The 17,222-nt window shown below is 65.9% G+C and carries 17 protein-coding genes; 14 read left to right on the top strand and 3 right to left on the bottom strand.

The features are described 5' to 3' along the window. The first annotated feature begins 34 nt into the window (after positions 1-34). The 5 genes from tsaD (at position 35) to ACE3SN_RS00665 (ending at position 4,709) form a co-directional block, all read left to right on the top strand. The gene (gene tsaD / locus ACE3SN_RS00685; protein WP_374526809.1) at positions 35-1,063 is read left to right on the top strand and encodes a tRNA (adenosine(37)-N6)-threonylcarbamoyltransferase complex transferase subunit TsaD; all 1,029 of its coding nucleotides are present in this window, start codon (positions 35-37) and stop codon (positions 1,061-1,063) included. After that, positions 1,060-2,061 carry an NAD(P)H-dependent glycerol-3-phosphate dehydrogenase gene (locus ACE3SN_RS00680; protein WP_374526808.1) on the top strand — a complete coding sequence of 334 codons (1,002 nt, stop codon included), beginning with the start codon at positions 1,060-1,062 and terminating at the stop codon, positions 2,059-2,061. Before tsaD ends, ACE3SN_RS00680 begins: the two co-directional genes overlap by 4 nt. Then, positions 2,058-3,542 (top strand): lipopolysaccharide biosynthesis protein, encoded by a 1,485-nt coding sequence (locus ACE3SN_RS00675; RefSeq protein ID WP_374526807.1) that lies wholly within the window; start codon positions 2,058-2,060, stop codon positions 3,540-3,542. The genes ACE3SN_RS00680 and ACE3SN_RS00675 overlap by 4 nt, the downstream gene beginning before the upstream one ends. 1 nt (position 3,543) lies before the next feature. Next, the gene (locus ACE3SN_RS00670) at positions 3,544-4,071 is read left to right on the top strand and encodes an OmpA family protein (RefSeq protein ID WP_374526806.1); all 528 of its coding nucleotides are present in this window, start codon (positions 3,544-3,546) and stop codon (positions 4,069-4,071) included. A 77-nt stretch (positions 4,072-4,148) separates the two neighbouring features. Next, complete coding sequence (locus ACE3SN_RS00665; protein WP_374526805.1) at positions 4,149-4,709, top strand: hypothetical protein; 561 nt, start codon at positions 4,149-4,151, stop codon at positions 4,707-4,709. Between the two features lie 4 nt (positions 4,710-4,713). Here ACE3SN_RS00665 and uvrB read toward each other — a convergent pair whose 3' ends face one another. Then, positions 4,714-6,900, bottom strand: coding sequence for an excinuclease ABC subunit UvrB (uvrB, locus tag ACE3SN_RS00660; protein WP_374526804.1), 2,187 nt, complete (start codon positions 6,898-6,900; stop codon positions 4,714-4,716). A gap of 154 nt (positions 6,901-7,054) precedes the next feature. On the opposite strand from uvrB, the gene ACE3SN_RS00655 reads away from it, so the two are divergent. Beyond that, the gene (locus ACE3SN_RS00655) at positions 7,055-7,843 is read left to right on the top strand and encodes an esterase/lipase family protein (protein WP_374526803.1); all 789 of its coding nucleotides are present in this window, start codon (positions 7,055-7,057) and stop codon (positions 7,841-7,843) included. A gap of 103 nt (positions 7,844-7,946) precedes the next feature. Beyond that, entirely contained in the window at positions 7,947-9,488 is a 1,542-nt protein-coding gene (locus ACE3SN_RS00650) for a CHAD domain-containing protein (RefSeq protein ID WP_374526802.1), read from the top strand. Between the two features lie 11 nt (positions 9,489-9,499). On the opposite strand, the gene ACE3SN_RS00645 is transcribed toward ACE3SN_RS00650, so the two are convergent. Both ACE3SN_RS00645 and ACE3SN_RS00640 read right to left on the bottom strand, forming a co-directional pair. Next, on the bottom strand, positions 9,500-10,630 hold the full coding sequence (locus tag ACE3SN_RS00645) for an acyl-CoA dehydrogenase family protein (protein ID WP_374526801.1): 1,131 nt from the start codon (positions 10,628-10,630) through the stop codon (positions 9,500-9,502). A 37-nt stretch (positions 10,631-10,667) separates the two neighbouring features. Continuing rightward, on the bottom strand, positions 10,668-11,861 hold the full coding sequence (locus ACE3SN_RS00640) for an acyl-CoA dehydrogenase family protein (protein ID WP_374526800.1): 1,194 nt from the start codon (positions 11,859-11,861) through the stop codon (positions 10,668-10,670). 216 nt (positions 11,862-12,077) lie between these two features. Here ACE3SN_RS00640 and ACE3SN_RS00635 point away from each other — a divergent pair, with 216 nt between their 5' ends. The 7 genes from ACE3SN_RS00635 to ACE3SN_RS00605 all read left to right on the top strand — a co-directional run. Then, positions 12,078-12,440 carry a PilZ domain-containing protein gene (locus tag ACE3SN_RS00635; RefSeq protein WP_374526799.1) on the top strand — a complete coding sequence of 121 codons (363 nt, stop codon included), beginning with the start codon at positions 12,078-12,080 and terminating at the stop codon, positions 12,438-12,440. Positions 12,441-12,524: 84 nt separating this feature from the next. Further along, positions 12,525-13,073 (top strand): DUF3617 domain-containing protein, encoded by a 549-nt coding sequence (locus tag ACE3SN_RS00630; RefSeq protein WP_374526798.1) that lies wholly within the window; start codon positions 12,525-12,527, stop codon positions 13,071-13,073. Between the two features lie 20 nt (positions 13,074-13,093). Then, positions 13,094-13,879 carry a dimethylarginine dimethylaminohydrolase family protein gene (locus ACE3SN_RS00625; protein ID WP_374526797.1) on the top strand — a complete coding sequence of 262 codons (786 nt, stop codon included), beginning with the start codon at positions 13,094-13,096 and terminating at the stop codon, positions 13,877-13,879. A gap of 60 nt (positions 13,880-13,939) precedes the next feature. Then, positions 13,940-14,215, top strand: a complete 276-nt coding sequence (locus ACE3SN_RS00620; protein ID WP_374526796.1) for a hypothetical protein — start codon at positions 13,940-13,942, stop codon at positions 14,213-14,215. A 69-nt stretch (positions 14,216-14,284) separates the two neighbouring features. Continuing rightward, on the top strand, positions 14,285-14,860 hold the full coding sequence (locus ACE3SN_RS00615; RefSeq protein ID WP_374526795.1) for a lysostaphin resistance A-like protein: 576 nt from the start codon (positions 14,285-14,287) through the stop codon (positions 14,858-14,860). 214 nt (positions 14,861-15,074) lie between these two features. Beyond that, entirely contained in the window at positions 15,075-16,502 is a 1,428-nt protein-coding gene (locus ACE3SN_RS00610) for a circularly permuted type 2 ATP-grasp protein (protein ID WP_374526794.1), read from the top strand. Positions 16,503-16,507: 5 nt separating this feature from the next. Next, the coding region (locus tag ACE3SN_RS00605; RefSeq protein ID WP_374526892.1) for an alpha-E domain-containing protein at positions 16,508-17,222 on the top strand (715 nt) is incomplete at its 3' end.

The raw sequence follows: 17,222 nt of genomic DNA, 5'->3' as shown, positions 1-17,222 counted from the left end.
TGCTAGTCTGCAATCTCGGTAAGGGGAAGTCGGGATGGGGATTGTCCTCGGAATTGAATCGTCTTGCGACGAAACAGCCGCCGCGCTGGTGGACAGCGAGCGGCGCATCCTTGCGCAGCGGATCGCTTCGCAGGACGAGGCGCATCGCCCCTATGGCGGCGTCGTTCCCGAAATCGCCGCGCGCGCCCATTCCGAACGGCTCGCTCCCTTGATCGAGGCAACGCTGGCCGATGCCGGGATGACCTTGGCCGATATCGATGCGATTGCCGCCACAGCCGGGCCGGGGCTGATCGGCGGGGTGATGGTCGGGCTGGTCACGGCCAAGGCGCTGGCGATGGCGTCGGACAAGCCGCTGATCGCGATCAACCACCTTGAAGGCCACGCGCTTTCGCCGCGCCTGGCCGACGCCAGCCTTGCCTATCCCTATCTGCTGCTGCTGGTTTCGGGCGGGCATTGCCAGGTGCTGCTGGTCGAAGGGGTGGGGCGCTATCGCCGCCTGGCCACCACGATCGACGATGCGCTGGGCGAAGCCTTTGACAAGACCGCCAAGATCCTGGGCCTCGGCTATCCCGGCGGCCCGGCGGTTGAGCGTTTGGCGCGCGAAGGCGATGCCCGCGCCGTGCCCCTGCCGCGCCCGCTGGTTGGCAGCGGCGAACCGCATTTCAGCTTCGCCGGCCTCAAGAGCGCGGTGCTGCGCGCACATCAGGCCGGAACGCACAGCGCGGCTGACCTTGCCGCCTCGTTCCAGCAGGCCGCGATCGACTGCGTGATCGACCGCACCCGGATTGCCCTGCGCGCCGTCGACGGTGTCAGCGCGCTGGTGGTGGCGGGCGGCGTGGCGGCCAATCAGGCAATGCGCGGCGCGCTGCAGGCGCTGGCGGGCGAATTTGGCCTGCCCTTTGTCGCTCCACCCTTGACCTTGTGCACCGACAACGCGGCGATGATCGCCTGGGCGGGGATCGAACGCCTTGGCCAGTCCGATCCGCTCGACACGGCGGCGCGTCCGCGCTGGCCGCTCGATCCGGATGCGCTGCCGGTGCGCGGAGCGGGGGTAAAGGCATGAGCGGCGCGCAGGTTGGCGTGATCGGCGGCGGGGCTTGGGGCACGGCCCTGGCGCAAAGTCTGGCGAGCGACGGCACGCCGGTCCTGCTCTGGGCGCGCGAGGCGGAACTGGTCGCGGAGATCAACACCCGCCATACCAACAGTCTGTTCCTGCCGAGTGCCGAATTGGCACCCAGTATCACAGCAACGAACCAAATTGGTGATTTGGCCGCCCTGCCGGTCTTGCTGGTGGTTTGCCCAGCACAGCATCTGGCGCGGGTCCTGTCCGGCCTGCCCGATGCGCCCCGCGATCTGGTGCTCTGCGCAAAGGGGATCGAAGCTGGCACCGGGCGGCTGATGGGCGATGTCGCGGCTGCCGCTGCGCCTGCCGCCACGCTTGCGGTCCTGTCGGGTCCGACTTTCGCGCACGAAGTCGCCGCCGGGCTGCCGACCGCCGTCACGCTGGCCTGTTCGGGCGGACAGGAACAGTGGGAGCGGCTCTCTCCCGTGATTTCGCGCCCGGCGCTGCGGCCATACTATTCTGACGACGTGATTGGCGCGGAAATCGGCGGCTCGGTCAAGAACGTGCTGGCGATCGCCTGCGGCGTGGTCGAGGGACTGAAGCTGGGCCAGAATGCCCGCGCCGCACTGATCGCGCGCGGCTATGCCGAAATGCTGCGCTTTGGCCTGGCACGTGGCGCGCGGGCCGAAACGCTGTCTGGCCTGTGCGGGATGGGCGATCTGGTGCTGACCTGTTCGTCCACCTCCAGCCGCAACTTCTCGCTCGGCAAGGCGCTGGGCGAAGGCTTGACCATGGCCGAGGCGCTGGCGGGCAAGAACAGCGTGGCCGAAGGCGCGCATACCGCGCCGGTGCTGGCGCAGCTGGCTGCCCGCGAAGGCGTGGACATGCCGATCGTCGATGCGGTCTGCCGGTTGCTCGCAGACGAGGCGTCGGCCTCCGCGGTGGTGGCGCAGTTGCTGGCCCGCCCGCTCAAGTCCGAGCTGGAAGGGCCGCAGTGAGCGAGGCTTCGCAGCAGGATATCCAGGCGCTTGCCAAGGGTGGGCGCACCAACTTCCTCGGGTTCGTGCTGCGACTGGGCGGCACGGCGCCGTTCCTGTTCATCGCGGGACGCTTTTATGGGGTGGAAGCGCTGGGGCGTTATGCCTCGGCGCTGGTGATCGTCGAACTGGTCGGCCAGATTTGCGCGCTCGGACAGCGGCGCGGGCTGGCCCAGCGGCTGTCGGAAGACGGGCGCGATGGCGCTCATGTCGTCGCCGATGGACTGACCCTGACCTTCCTGCTGTCGGTGTTTGCGGCCGGTCTGCTTTACCTCATCCCGGCGCCGATGTTCCCCAGCGGCGAATACAGCCAGTGGGACCGCTTGCTGCCACTGGCGATCATCGCCACTTCGCTTACGGACATCGCGCTTTCGGCCCTGGCCTATCGCTACAATGTCGGCGCAACGGTCCGCGCGCGGTCGCTGGTCGAGCCGTGGGTTCAAACGCTGGCGGCCGTCGCCTTCCTGTTCATCTACCAGGAAGCTGGGCTTGCGCTGTCATTCATCATGGCCAAGCTGGCGGCGCTTGCCGTCTCCCTCTGGCCCCTGGTGCGGGCCTATGGCTTGCCAAGTCAATGGCGGCCGCATCCGATGCGGATCATGCGTCTGGCCGTGCAGTCCATGCCGCTGGCCGGTGCCGACATGGTCGAATGGGGCACCCGCAAGCTCGACATCGCGCTGCTCAGCTATTTCAGTACGCCAGCGGCCGTTGGGGTCTATTACGCGGCGCAGCAGGTTGCTTCGCTGCCGCAAAAGCTCAAGACCAGTTTCGAGCCGATCCTTGGCCCGGTGATCACCCGTAACCTCAAGGAAGGCAACTACGCGGCGATCGCGCGGCAGGTGTCGCAAGTGGGCTTCTGGATCATCGCCGCCCAGGCGGGCATCGCGCTGGCGCTGGGCATTCCGGGCGAAGGCGTGATGGGCCTGGTCGGGCCGGCCTTCGTCGGGGGCACCGGGGCGCTGGCCTTCCTGCTCGCGGCCGAAGTTGCCGCGGCCACCGCCGTGGTGAGCGAGGCCGCGCTGGTCTATGTCGCGCGGCTCAAGAACCTGTGGGTTTCGCTGTTCACGATCGTGCTGCAGGGCGCGCTGACCATCGGCGGCATCGAACTGGTGATGCACCTGGGGCTGAACTACAATTTCCGTGCAGCCGCAGCTGCTGCGGCACTGATGCTGTCGCTTGCCACCGCTTCGCTGATCAAGGCCTGGATCCTCTCGCGCGTGCTGGATGAACCGATCCGATCGTGGCGCTGGCCGCTGGTTTGGGCTGCTGCACCGGCAACGCTGGTCGGCTGGCTGGCGACGAACTTTCTGCCGGAATGGGCAGAGCTGATCATCGGCATTCCCGCGATCCTGCTCGTCTATGGCTACATCATCTGGCACAAGGGTTTCGGCCCCGAAGACCGGGTGCTGTTCCGCCGCAATGTGGCGAAGACGGAAGGCTGAAATGGAGCGCACGACGATTGCGGTGGTGCTGGGCGGAGCCATGGCGGCGGGATTGCTTGCCGTTGCCGGGGTCCAGACCGTGCGCTCCGGCGGGCTCCACCGCGCTGCACCGGTGCAGGCCGGCGTTGCCCATTGCCAGAGCACGATCGACGGCATCCTCAAGACCCGCACGATCCGCTTTCAGGAAGCCAGCGCAGCACTCGATCCGGCAAGCGAGGTCTTGCTCGACGAGGTCGCTGCCGCGCTGCGCCCCTGCGCGGGCGGGCGCGTGGCGATCACCGGCCACACCGACGCCCGTGGCGATGAGGCCGCCAATATCGCGCTCAGCCTTGACCGTGCGCGCACCGTGCGCGAGGCGCTGGTGCAGCGCGGCATTGCGCGGACGGATCTTCGCGCGCGCGGAAAAGGCTCATCGCAGCCGGTCGACGGGCTTGATCCGACCGATCCGGCTAACCGCCGCATCGAATTCGCGGTGTTGACCCCGGCGCGGATCCATCCGACCCTGATCGATACGCCGTCGGTGCCCTGAGGTCGTCGATTGAGGCTTGAAATTGCCGCCGTCTTGGGGCTTGCCTTGGCCCGAACCTGCAACGGGAAACGAAATCGATGCTGGAGTTGATCGAAGCGAATTCGCTGGTGTTTGGTGCCGCGCTGATGCTGGTCCTGCTGGTCGGCTGGTGGCTGCTGCGGCGTGGCAGCAATGCCCCGCGACGCGAATACCGCCCCGACGTGCTCGATGAAGGCGCCGCGCCTGCCGCGCGCAACCAGGCACTGATCGACGCCGCCCCTGCCGCCGCGATCGTGCCGCCGCCGATGGCCGGCGGCATGGCCGGGATTGGCGAGATCATCGCCGTCGCCGCGCAGGACGAAGTAGAGGATCTGGCCGCCGCTGCGCCGCAAGCCGCACCCGAACCCCCCGCTCCAGCCGCCGGCGATGACCTGTCCAAGATCAAGGGCCTCGGCCCCAAGCTGCAGGCGCTGCTGCCAACCCTCGGCATCACCACCTATGCCCAGATTGCCGCGCTGGACGACGCCGCGCTCGATGCGCTCGACGCCAAGCTCGGCGCCTTCGCCGGTCGTCCGCGCCGGGATAGCTGGGTGGAACAGGCCAAGTTCCTGGCCGCCGGGGATACTACCGGGTTCGAAGGGCAGTTCGGTAAGCTCTAAGCGCTTACCGCCCCCACTTCTGCTGGCGTTTGCCGAACCGGGTCTTCCGCGTCCCCGGCTTGCCTTCGTTGCTGCGGCCCACCAGCGGCGCCTTGTGTTCGCCTTCCGGCAGGCCGAGTTCGGTTGCCTCGAGCCGCCTGATTTCGTCGCGCAGCCTTCCGGCTTCCTCGAATTCCAGGTCGGCGGCGGCGGCGCGCATGCGGCCTTCTAGTTCCTCGATATAGGCGCGCAGGTTGTGGCCGACGAGGTTGTTGCGCGCATCGTCCTCGATCTCGACCAGCACGCCATCGCGCGCCGCGGTGTCGGCGACGATGTCGTGGATGTTGCGGCGGATGCTTTCGGGCGTGATCCCGTGCGCCTCGTTATAGGCGCGCTGCTTTTCGCGGCGGCGGTCGGTCTCGGCGATGGCGCGTTCCATGCTGCCGGTCATCCGGTCGGCATAGAGGATCACTCGTCCATCCACATTGCGCGCGGCGCGGCCGATGGTCTGGATCAGCGAAGTTTCGCTGCGCAGGAAACCCTCCTTGTCGGCATCGAGAATGCAGACGAGGCCGCACTCGGGAATGTCGAGCCCTTCGCGCAGCAGATTGATCCCCACCAGCACGTCATAGACGCCAAGCCGGAGATCGCGGATCAGTTCGATGCGTTCCAGCGTTTCGACGTCGGAGTGCATGTAGCGTACGCGCAGGCCCGCCTCGTGCATGAATTCGGTGAGGTCCTCGGCCATCCGCTTGGTCAGGGTGGTGACGAGCGTGCGATAGCCCTTGGCCGCCGTTTCGCGGCATTCGTTGATGCAGTCCTGGACCTGGTCCTCGACCGGGCGGATCGTCACCGGCGGGTCGATCAGCCCGGTGGGGCGGATCACCTGTTCGGCAAAGACTCCGCCCGACTGCTCCATTTCCCATGAGCCCGGTGTGGCCGAAACCGCCACGGTCTGCGGGCGCATCGCGTCCCATTCGTTGAAGCGCAGCGGGCGGTTGTCGATGCAGCTTGGCAGGCGGAAGCCGTATTCGGCCAGCGTGATCTTGCGGCGATGGTCGCCCTTCGACATCGCGCCGATCTGCGGCACGGTCTGGTGGCTTTCATCGACGAACAGCAGGGCGTTGTCGGGCAGGTATTCGAACAGGGTTGGCGGGGGTTCGCCCGGCAGGCGGCCGGTCAGGAAGCGGCTGTAATTCTCGATCCCCGCGCAGGAGCCGGTGGCGGCGATCATTTCGAGGTCGAAATTGGTGCGCTGTTCCAGCCGCTGGGCCTCCAGCAGCTTGCCCTCGGCCTGCAGCTCCTTCAGCCGCTCGGCGAGTTCGAAGCGGATCGCCTCGGCCGCCTGCTTCATCGTGGGGCCGGGGGTGACGTAGTGCGAATTGGCATAGACCCGCACCGAACCCAGCTTGGCCCCGGCCTTGCCGGTCAGCGGATCGAATTCGGCGATTTCCTCGATCTCGTCGCCGAAGAAGCTGATCCGCCAGGCCATGTCCTCATAGTGGCTGGGGAAGATTTCGAGGTTGTCGCCGCGTACGCGAAACGTGCCGCGCGCGAAGGCGGCATCGTTGCGCTTGTATTGCAGCGCCACCAGCTTGCGGATCAGTTCGCGCTGATCGACGCTTTCGCCGCGCTTGATGTCGAAGATCATGGCCGAATAGGTTTCGACCGAGCCGATGCCGTAGAGGCACGAAACCGAGGCGACGATGATCACGTCGTCGCGTTCCAGCAGCGCGCGGGTGGCAGAATGGCGCATCCGGTCGATCGCCTCGTTCACCGAGCTTTCCTTCTCGATGTAGGTGTCGGACCGGGGAACATAGGCCTCGGGCTGGTAGTAATCGTAGTAGGAGACGAAATATTCCACCGCGTTGTCTGGGAAGAAGCTCTTCATCTCGCCATAGAGCTGCGCGGCAAGGATCTTGTTCGGCGCAAGGATCAGGGCAGGGCGCTGGGTCGCCTCGATCACCTGGGCCATGGTGAAGGTCTTGCCCGAGCCGGTGACGCCGAGCAGCACCTGCGTTGCTTCGCCATTGTTCACGCCTTCGACGAGATCGGCAATCGCGGTCGGCTGGTCGCCGGCGGGCTGGTATTCCGAAACGATCTTGAACGGCTTGCCCGCTTCGGTCTTTTCCGGTCGCGCGGGTTTATGCGGGACGAAGTTGCCCGAGGTATCGGGTTCTTCCAGTCCGCGGCGGATGACGAGTTCGGCCATGCGGGACATATGGCGAACATTGCTCCGCCTTGCAACGTGTCAGCCAAGGCGCGGCGAAACGGGGCGGTGGTGCGCCGGAACGAATCCGGCAAGGCTGCGTTCATGACATTTTTGTGAAATCCTGAACTTTATTCCGCTGAGGAGTCGCTGATTGATGATTGCAGTCGCCCAGAACCGCATTGCCCGCCCCGCTGCCGCCTTGCTCGGCCGTGCGGGGGAAATGCGCGGTGAGCTGGCGCGGCGCACTGCGCTGGCCCGTCAGGAGGCGCCTGAAGGCGTGCGTGGCCCGGCGTTGCCGCTGCTGATGGGCGAAGTGGCCGCCTTGTGGCCGGGCAACCGGCGCGAGCTCAAGGGATATGAGGCTCTCCGGTCGCGCCCCGTAATGGTACTGCCGGGCTTCGGCGCGCACCCGGTGCGGATGCGGCCGATGATCAATTCGCTGAGCCGGGCGGGTCACCGCGCGAAGGATTGGGGCGAGGGCCTGAACCTGGGCGTCAGCGAAGACTTGATGGAGCGCCTGCTTGACCGGCTTGAGCGCCGCCACGCGCGCGAGGGCGAGCCGCTTTCGCTGGTCGGGTGGAGCCTGGGCGGCCTGATCGCGCGCGAAATGGCCAAGCGCGCGCCCAATGCCGTGGCGCAGGTGATCACGATGGGTTCGCCGATTTCCGGCAACCCGCGCGCCAACAATGCCTGGCGGCTCTATCAGTTCGTCACCGGCCACACGGTCGACGCGCCGCCGGTAGAAACCGAGATCGCCGCCAAGCCCCCGGTGCCGACCTATGCCCTGTGGAGCCCGCGCGACGGGATCATCGCCCCGCGCGCGGCCAAGGGTCTGCCCGGCGAGCGCGACCAAGCGATTGCCCTGCGTTGCCGCCACCTTGGTTTTGCCAGCGATCCCGAAGCCGTGCTGGCCGTGCTCAAGGTGCTCGACGCGGACGACTGAACAGCGCGCGCGCCCAATGGCGGGATTACGCGACTAGGTTTGAGTCGATCGATGTGGCAGGGTTCGACGTGCGGCGTCCTGCGCGCTTGCGGGGGTTTGCGACATGGCGCAATCGATCGAAGCCGAAATCAAGCTTGTGGCAAGCACCCGGATGCTTGCGCAACTGCGCTCGGACCCATTTCTGGCCGCTACCGAAACCATCGCGTCTCAGGTCACGACCTACTTCGACACCCCCGATCAGCGGCTCTACCGCGCCGGAGCGAGCCTGCGTCTGCGCACGGGGGACGGTCCGCACCACCAGACGCTAAAGCTCGCGCGCGGCGGCGCTGCGGTTCGGCGCAGCGAGTGGAACCGGCCCGCGTCTGGCGATTTTCCCGATCCATCGGCGTTTCCCCTCAGACCGCAGGCCGCATTGCAGCGTCTGCTCGGGGATGCGCCGCTGGTGCCCAGCGCAATCACCCGGATCGAGCGGACCACGCGGCGGATGCACTTCGGCGGGTCGGAAATCACGGTCACTTTCGACCATGGCACCTTGGTTGCTGGCGGCCGCGAGCAGGCGATCGACGAGCTTGAGCTGGAACTGTCCAGCGGGCGGCTCGCCGACGTGCTGGCGTTGGCGCTCAAGCTTCCGCTGGGGCCGGAACTGGGCTGGTCGCTCGAAAGCAAGGCGGCACAGGGGCACAGGCTGGCCTTCGATCTGCCGCTGCAGCCTGCGCGCGCGAGGCTGGTCGGACTTACGCCGGACATGCGGATTGCGGCTGCGTTTCAGGCGATCGGCTGGAACTGCCTTGCGCAATTGCTGGCCAATTCGTGGACCATCCGGCGCGGTAAAGGCGTGGAGGGCGTGCATCAGGCGCGGGTCGCGATCCGCCGCCTGCGTGCGGCGCTCAGCCTGTTTGGCAAGCTCGTCGATGAAGCAGAGGCGGCCGCCTTGGAAGCCGAACTGAAGGCTGCGGCGCGCACCCTTGCGCCGGCGCGCGAGCTGGAAGTGCTGGCCGAGCTGGTTGGCCGGACCTTGCCGGCCGAGCCCGGCGAGCACGATCACCGTGAACTCTACGATGCGCTTTGCTCTGCTCGCGACAAGGCGGCGGGGGATGCGCGCGAGCTGTTGGCACAAGCGCCGTTCCAGCAACTGATGTTGCAGGTGGCGCAATGGCTAGAGGCGGGCGAATGGCTGACCCGCCTGCGCGGGGCCGGGCTCGACCAGCCGGTCGCACCTTTCGCCAAGCGAATCCTGAAGCGCCGCACGCGCAAGCTGAAGCGCGCAGGCCAGCACCTGCGGGGGATGTCGGCCAAGCAGCGGCACCGCTTGCGGATCGCGGTCAAGGAACTGCGTTATGCCAGCGAATTCTTTGCCGGCGTGTTCGGTGCGGCAAGCGAGCGCGGCCCGGCGCAGAAATTCCTCGTGGCGCTAGGGCTGGCGCAGGATAGGTTGGGCGAACTGAACGACCGCGCCGTTGCCGGGCGCGATCTGGAGGCGCACTTCGCCGGGCTCGATCCGATCATTGCCGCGCGGCTTGGCTCGCAACTGGCAGGCCTGCTCGCTGCGTCCGGAAAGTCGCACCGCCGGTTGCTGAACGCGGCGGCTAAGGCATTGGACCGCGCGCTTGACGCGCCACCGAGGTGGAGCGCCAAGCGGGCTTGAGACAGTCCGGCTCAGGCCGGCAGGGTCAGCGCTTCGTAGCGTTCGAGGTGATAGTCGGCGCTGCCGAACTGGCCCTCGATCATGGTCGAACGCTTGAAGTAGTGGCCGATGCCCAGTTCCATGGTGATACCGATGCCGCCATGGGTCTGGATCGCGCTCTGGCCGACGAACTTGATCGAGCGGGCGACCTTGGCCTTGGCCAGGCTGACCGCGGCCTTGCGGGCTTCGGCCGGGGCATCGAGCTTGAGCGTGCCCATCAGCGTCATCGAGGCAATCTGCTCGCCTTCGACCAGCATGTCGGCCATGCGGTGCTGGAGCGACTGGAACTTGCCGATCGGCTGGCCGAACTGCTTGCGCTGCTTGGTGTATTCAACCGTCTGGCTGAGCATCACGCGGGCAATGCCCGTGGCTTCGGCGCAGACCGCCATGCTGGCTTCGTCGACCACGCGCTCGACCAGGTCGATCCCACCGGTCAGCAGGGCCTCACCCGGAACGGCGACGTTTTCGAAGTAGACTTCGCTGGCCATGAAGCCGTCGACGGTCGGGTAATCGCGGCGCGAGATGCCGGGGCTGTTGGCTTCGATCAGGAACATTTCCACGCCGGCGCGTTCGCGGCGGCTGCCGCCGGTGCGCGCGGTGACCAGCAGGTGCGTGGCCCAGGGCGCGGCATAGACCACGGCCTTGTGACCGTTGAGCAGGTAACCGGCGCCATCCTGCTTGGCGGTGGTGCCGATGTCTGCCAGGTTGTAGCGGCCCTGCGGTTCGGCATAGGCAAAGGCGATGATCGCATCGCCCGCGATGATCGCGGGGATGGTCGCATCGGCCAGCGCGCCGCCGGCGGCCTTCAGCGCGCCGCCGCCGATGACCACGGTCTGCAGCCACGGTTCGACCGCGATGACCTTGCCGAATTCTTCCATCATGATCATGTTTTCGATGGCGCCGCCGCCCATGCCGCCGTGTTCTTCGGCAAAGGGCGCGCAAGTCAGGCCGAGTTCGCTCGACAGGGCCTTCCAGATGCCCGGATCGCGCCCTGCGGGGCTGCTGAGCATCTTCTTGCGGGCTTCGAAATCATAAGTGTCGGCCAGGAAGCGCGCGAGCGTGTCGCGCAGCATTTCCTGCGTTTCGGTATAGCTCAGATCCATTCTCAAATCCTCTCGTGGGGCTAGGCTGCGGTTCGGCTCAGAGCCCCAGAACCATCTTGGCGATCACGTTGCGCTGGATCTCGTTGGACCCGCCGTAAATCGTGGTCTTGCGCGTGTTGTAATAGGTCGGCGCGGCGCGGTTCGACCAGGCCGGGCCGATCGGATGCTCGTTGTCGCCTTCGCCAAAGCCGCGGAAATAGGGCGCGCCATAGTGGCCGGCCATTTCCAGCGTCAGCTCGGTCAGCCGCTGCTGGATTTCCGAGCCCTTGATCTTCAGCACCGAGCTTTCCGGCCCCGGACCCTTGCCCGCGGCTTCACCGGCCAGCGTGCGCAGTTCGGTATATTCGAGCGCGGTCAGGTCCATTTCCAGTTCGGCCACCTTGCGGCGGAAGAACGGGTTGGCGAGCAGCGACTTGTCGCCGTCCATTTCGGTCTGCGCGATCTGCTTGATGCGTTCGATCCCGCGCTTCGAGGCGGCAACGCCCGCGATGCCGACGCGTTCGTGAGCGAGCAGGAACTTGGCGCAGGTCCAGCCCTTGTTCTCTTCGTAAACGCGATTGGCCATCGGCACGCGCACGTTGTCGAGGAACACTTCGTTGACTTCGTGCTCACCGCCAAGCGTGATGATCGGGCGCACTTCGATGCCGGGCGACTTCATGTCGATCAGCAGGAACGAAATGCCTTCCTGGACCTTGGCATCGGGATCGGTGCGAACCAGGAAGAAGCCCATGTCGGCGTGCTGGGCCATGGTGGTCCAGGTCTTCTGCCCGTTGACGACGTAGTGATCGCCGTCGCGCTCGGCCTTGGTGCGCAGGTTCGCAAGGTCGGAGCCGGCGCCCGGTTCGGAATAACCCTGGCACCACCAATCCTCGCCCGACAGGATGCGGGGGAGGTAGTAGGCCTTCTGTTCGGGGGTGCCGAAGGTGTAGATCACCGGGCCGACCATGGTCAGGCCAAAGGGCATCAGGCGGATGCAGTCAGCCCGGGCGGTTTCTTCCGACCAGATATAACGCTGGGTCACGGTCCAGCCGGTGCCACCGTATTCCACGGGCCAGGCCGGGGCGACCCAGCCCTTCTTGTGCAGCACCTTGTGCCACGACAGGAAGTCTTCCTTGGAAAGCTCATCCCCTTCGTCCTGCTTCCCGCGCAGTTCCTGGGGGTAGTTTTCGGCGATGAAGGTGCGCACTTCCTGCTGGAAGGCGAGATCCTCCGGGCTGAATTCGATGTCCATTGCCTCTCTCCGGATGCGTTGCCAAATGCGTTGGTTGCAGCGTGTCTGGCCCGGTTTTGCGCCACTTTCAAGGGCCGGTTGCGAATTGCGACTCTTTGCGCCGCGCAATCGGCCGCGCATTTTTACCCTTAATGGGAAGGGTTGCCGTGCCGTTATCCATTTCACTTGCGAAGCTGCCGCTACGGCAAGCGGCTTCGGCATCAACTGGAGGATTGCATGGATTGCGACAACATTCGCGCGCTGCGGCGTTCGCCGCGCCTTGCTCTGGTGCTTCCCGCCAAGTGCCGATCGCGCTCGGGCTTTGTCGATCAGGTGATAATTTCGGACATTTCGGACGGCGGTTGCCGAATCGACAGCCTCGGAATCGTCTTTCACGTCGGCGACATGGTGGTGGTCCGTCCGCAGGCGCTCGAGGGGCTGTGCGGGGTGATCCGCTGGATCAAGGACCACTCGGCCGGGATCGAGTTCGATCGCCCGCTCTATGCCCCCGTGGTCGAGCACCTGCACCGCACTTACCTGCGCTTCGTCGATCATCCCGCACCGGGGGCGATCCGGCCTGCGCTTCGCGCCGCTGCCTGAGCGGCAAGCTTGCCGCGCGGAACAATTGGCAGCGCGGCTGCCTGATGCTAGCCTCCGGCGCATAAGAACATGCAGGAGGCGTTCATGCGCAAGACCTTGATTCTGACTGCGGCCGTTGCCGTCCTGGCACTCGGCGCGTGCGGCAAGCAGGGCGGCGATGAAGCCGCGGCAGCGGGTGGCAACGGCGGCGATGCCGCCAGCGCCGCAAACAAGGCGGCCGAAATGGCCTTCCGGTTTCAGCCGGGCCAGTATCGGACCACGATCGAAGTGCAGAAGATGACCATGCCGGGCCTACCCGCCGCGGCGCAGGAGCAGATGAAGGGGATGTTCGCCAAGGGCATGACCAGCGAATATTGCATCAAGCCCGAAGACGCAGCCAAAGGCGTCGAGGAAATGAAGAACCAGATGGCCAAGGGCGACTGCCAATTCGAAAAGTTCGAGGCATCGGGCGGCACGGTGAAATCCGTCTTCACCTGCAAGAACCAGGGCATGGAAATGCATTCGAGCTCGGAGGGAACCTATACCGACACCGGCTCACAGGTTGCGATCGTCGCCGACATGTCGATGCCGGGCGGTAAGGGCATGCACATCGAGCAGACCGTGAAGACCGAACGGATCGGCGAATGCAAGTAACCGGCCGGGCGGGCTAAGCCATGCCGCGCCTGTTCGACTTCACCGATGCGATCGTGCGCCGCCCGGGGGCGAGCGTGGTGCATGGCCTGCGTGCGTGCGGCGGTCCCGATCCGTCGCTGGTAGGCATTCTGGCTGAACACGCGGCCTATGTCGCTGCCCTGCGCGATGCCGGGCTGGCCGTGACCGTGCTCGATCCGCTGGAGGACTTTCCCGACGCGATCTTCGTTGAAGACCCGGCGCTGGTCTTTCCCGGAGCCGCGATCATGCTCAACCCCGGTGCGCCCAGCCGCGCGGGCGAAGCGGCCCTGTTGCGTCCGGTGCTGGCCGCGCGGTTCGAGCAGGTGCTGGGCCTGGACGAGGGTCACGCCGACGGGGGCGACGTGCTCGTCATGCCGGACAAGGTGTTCATCGGCCTGTCGGCACGGACCGATCGCACGGGCGCGGCGGCGCTGGCGCGGTTGCTGGAAGGGCTGGGCTACAACCCGGTCATCGCCGAAACCCCGCCCGACGTGCTGCACCTCAAGACTGCAAGCTCGCTCATCGACGAGGAGACCGTGCTGGCCACCCGCACCCTGGCAGAGAGCGGGATCTTTGCCGGTTACCGCGTCATCGCGGTTCCCGAAGACGAAGAGGCCGGAGCCAATGTGCTGCGGGTGGGCGACCACCTGATCCTTTCAAGCCGCTTTCCGCGCACTGCCGACCTGCTGGATCGTTGCGGCGCGCAGCTACTGCGGATTGCCAATGCCGAGATCGAGAAGATCGACGCGGGCTTTACCTGTATGTCGCTGCGCTGGCGCGCGGCTTGACCGCTTGCTCTTCGAGTTCTACTGTATTATCTTAGCAATACAGTAGGGCGAGGGGCATCGATGAACCTGAGCGATTTCAGAACCCCGGCGGGCAAGCGCGCCGTGGCCGGCTATCTGACCCTCTGGGGGCTTTCCACCGCCTACCTCGCGTTGCGCGGCGCGGATTGGGGCTTTCCGATCATCGCGCTGGTGTTGTTCGCGCTGGGGTTTGGCTCGCTCGGCTGGTTCCTGACGCGGCGGGCGGATGCTCCGGCTGTTGCAGTGGCCGCACCGCACAAGCAGGCGGCGCTGCTGCTCGGCTATCTGGTGCTCTATGCCTTCGTGCTGGTGGGCTAGGGTCTGGGGGCGGTCAAGACCGCGCTGCCGCCGGGGCCGCTGCACGAATGGGGCGTGTTGTGCTGCAAGTTGCTGATCCACATCGTGTTTCCCGCCGGCTTGATCGCCTGGGCCGGCGGCTCGCTGACCGACACCTTCGATGCGGGGCTGCGTCGGCGCGGCGTCGTTGCCGCACTGGTGGTGCTTTCGGCGCTGATGTTCGGCCTGGTCGCGCTGCTCTCGCCCGCGCTGCGCGAATTGGCGAAGCTTGGGATCACCGGCGGTGCCGTCGTGCCGTGGGTACTGGCTTCGTGGGCCTGGATGTCGGTCGAGGCGGGGCTCTGCGAGGAATACCTGTTCCGCGCCGGGCTGCAGTCGCGCCTCACGACATGGCTGCAATCGCCGATTGCCGCGATTCTGATCGCTAGCGTGATCTTTTCGCTGATGCACTGGCCGGGACTATACCTGCGCGGTGGCCCCGGCACCGATGGCTGGTCGACCGACCCGATCGAGGTTGCAGCATTCTGCATCGCCTCGCTCTCACCGATCGCCATTCTCTTCGGTGTGTTGTGGGCGCGCACGCGTAGCCTGGTCCTGGTTGTCCTGGTGCATGGCGCGGTCGATGCGCTGTCCAACGCCGCCGATCTGGTCAGCGCCTTTCGCTGATCGGTGACAGCGCTCGGCCGGCGCGAACATCCGCGCCGCCTGTTCGCGCGATGCCTGCCCGTAGTTCGCCTGATTCCTGCCTTGCGCTTGATCAAGGCAGCACAGATGCGCCGCCTTTACAGGCCTTGACGAGCTTTTTTTCGCAGGTGCAGCATAAGATGCTTGACTCTGTTACGTCACGCGTCAGTCATACAGTCCGGATGGGACGCAAGGCATGACTCAATCGCCCTCGTCGTTCGACGAGATGATCGCTCAAGACGGTTCGGTTCGCGCGGCTTATGCCGGCTATTGCGACTGGTACAATGCGCAAGACCCCTCGGCGCTGCGCCGCAAGGGCAACGAGGCGGAAAGCTTCTTCCGCAAGACCGGGATCACCTTCAACGTTTACGGCGACGATGCGGGCGAAGAGCGCCTGATTCCGTTTGACATGGTGCCGCGGATCATCACGGCATCGGAATGGCGCAAGCTGGCGCGCGGGATCGAGCAGCGGGTGCGCGCGCTCAATGCCTTCCTCCACGATATCTACCACCGCCAGGAAATCGTCCGCGCCGGGCGGGTGCCGCAGCGCCTGATTGCGGAAAACGCTGCCTTCCTGCCCGAAATGGTCGGCATGGTCCCGCCGGGCGGGGTCTATACCCACATCGTCGGGATCGATCTGGTCCGCACCGGCCCTGACGAGTTCATGGTGCTGGAAGACAACGCCCGCACGCCCTCCGGCGTCTCCTATATGCTGGAGAACCGCGAGACGATGATGGCGATGTTCCCGGAACTGTTCACCAAGGTGCCGGTTCGCCCGGTGCAGGACTATCCCCGCCGTCTCGCCAAGAGCCTTGCCGCTTGCGCGCCGTCATGTGCCGGAGAACGCCCGGTCGTCGCGGTGCTGACGCCGGGGATCTACAATTCGGCCTATTTCGAGCATTCGTTCCTGGCCGACCAGATGGGCGCCGAACTGGTCGAAGGCAGCGATCTGCGCGTGATCGACGGCCGCGTCGCGATGCGCACCACGCGCGGCTATACCCCGGTCGACGTGATCTATCGCCGGGTCGATGACGAATTCCTCGATCCCTTGAGCTTCAATCCCTCCAGCGTGCTGGGCGTGCCGGGGATCAAAGACATCTACCGCGCGGGGCGCATCACCATCGCCAATGCGCCGGGCACCGGGATTGCGGACGACAAGGCGATCTATTCCTTCATGCCCGAGATCGTGGAGTTCTATACCGGCGAGAAGCCGCTGCTGCAGAATGTGCCGACCTGGCGCTGCTCCGAGCCGGACAGCCTGGCCTATGTGCTCGACAATCTGGCCGAGCTGGTGGTCAAGGAAGTGCATGGTTCGGGCGGCTATGGGATGCTGATCGGGCCGACATCCTCGAAAAAGGAAATCGCCGCATTCGCGCAAAAGCTGCGCGCGCGGCCCGACAACTATATCGCCCAGCCGACGCTGGCGCTGTCGACCGTGCCGATCCTGACCAAGGCGGGCCTTGCGCCGCGTCATGTGGATCTTCGGCCTTTCGTGCTGGTTTCGCCCAAGGGGATCGACATCACGCCGGGCGGGCTGACCCGCGTCGCGCTCAAGAAGGGCTCGCTGGTGGTGAACTCGTCGCAAGGCGGGGGCACCAAGGACAGCTGGGTGCTGGAGGACTGATGGCGATGCTGGGACGCACTGCTGCCGGGGTCTTCTGGATGGCCCGCTATCTCGAACGCGCCGAAAATACCGCCCGTCTGCTCGACGCGGGCTTCCGCATCGCGCTGACCCGCGATGCCGCCGCCAGCCATGAAGAATGGCGCTCGGTGATCCTTACCGTCGGCCAGACTGCCGATTACGAAGCCGCCCACGGCAACGATTACGCCGGTGAAAAGGTCTGGAACTACTTGCTGCGCGACAAGGCCAACGCGGGCAACGTCCTGTCCATGATCGAGGCCGCGCGGACCAATGCCCGCGCGGTGCGCACCGCACTGACCCGTGAGGTCTGGGAGGCCGTCAACGAAAGCTGGATGCAGCTCAAGGATGCGCTTTCGCGTCCGGTGCGTGAAGCGATGCTGGGCGATGTGCTGGCGCTGATCCGGCGGCAGATGACCATGGTACGCGGTTCGATGGACGGCACCATGCTGCGCAACGAGATTCACAATTTCACCCGGATCGGCACGTTCATCGAACGCGGCGACAACACTGCCCGCATCCTCGACGTGAAATACTATGTGCTGCTGCCCTCGCTTGCCTGGGTCGGCTCCAGCCTTGACAACGTGCAGTGGGAAGGGGTGCTGCGCTCGGTTTCGGGTGAGCGCGCCTATCGCTGGCTCAATGCGGGTTCGGTCGATCCGCGCGGGATCGCCAGCTTCATGATCCTCGATCAGCGCTTTCCGC

Source organism: Novosphingobium sp. (genome assembly GCF_041915465.1).
In the GTDB taxonomy this organism is placed as follows: Bacteria; Pseudomonadota; Alphaproteobacteria; order Sphingomonadales; family Sphingomonadaceae; genus Novosphingobium.
The sequence above is the reverse complement of the archived record's forward strand: the minus strand, read 5'-3'. Positions and strand labels throughout refer to the sequence as shown.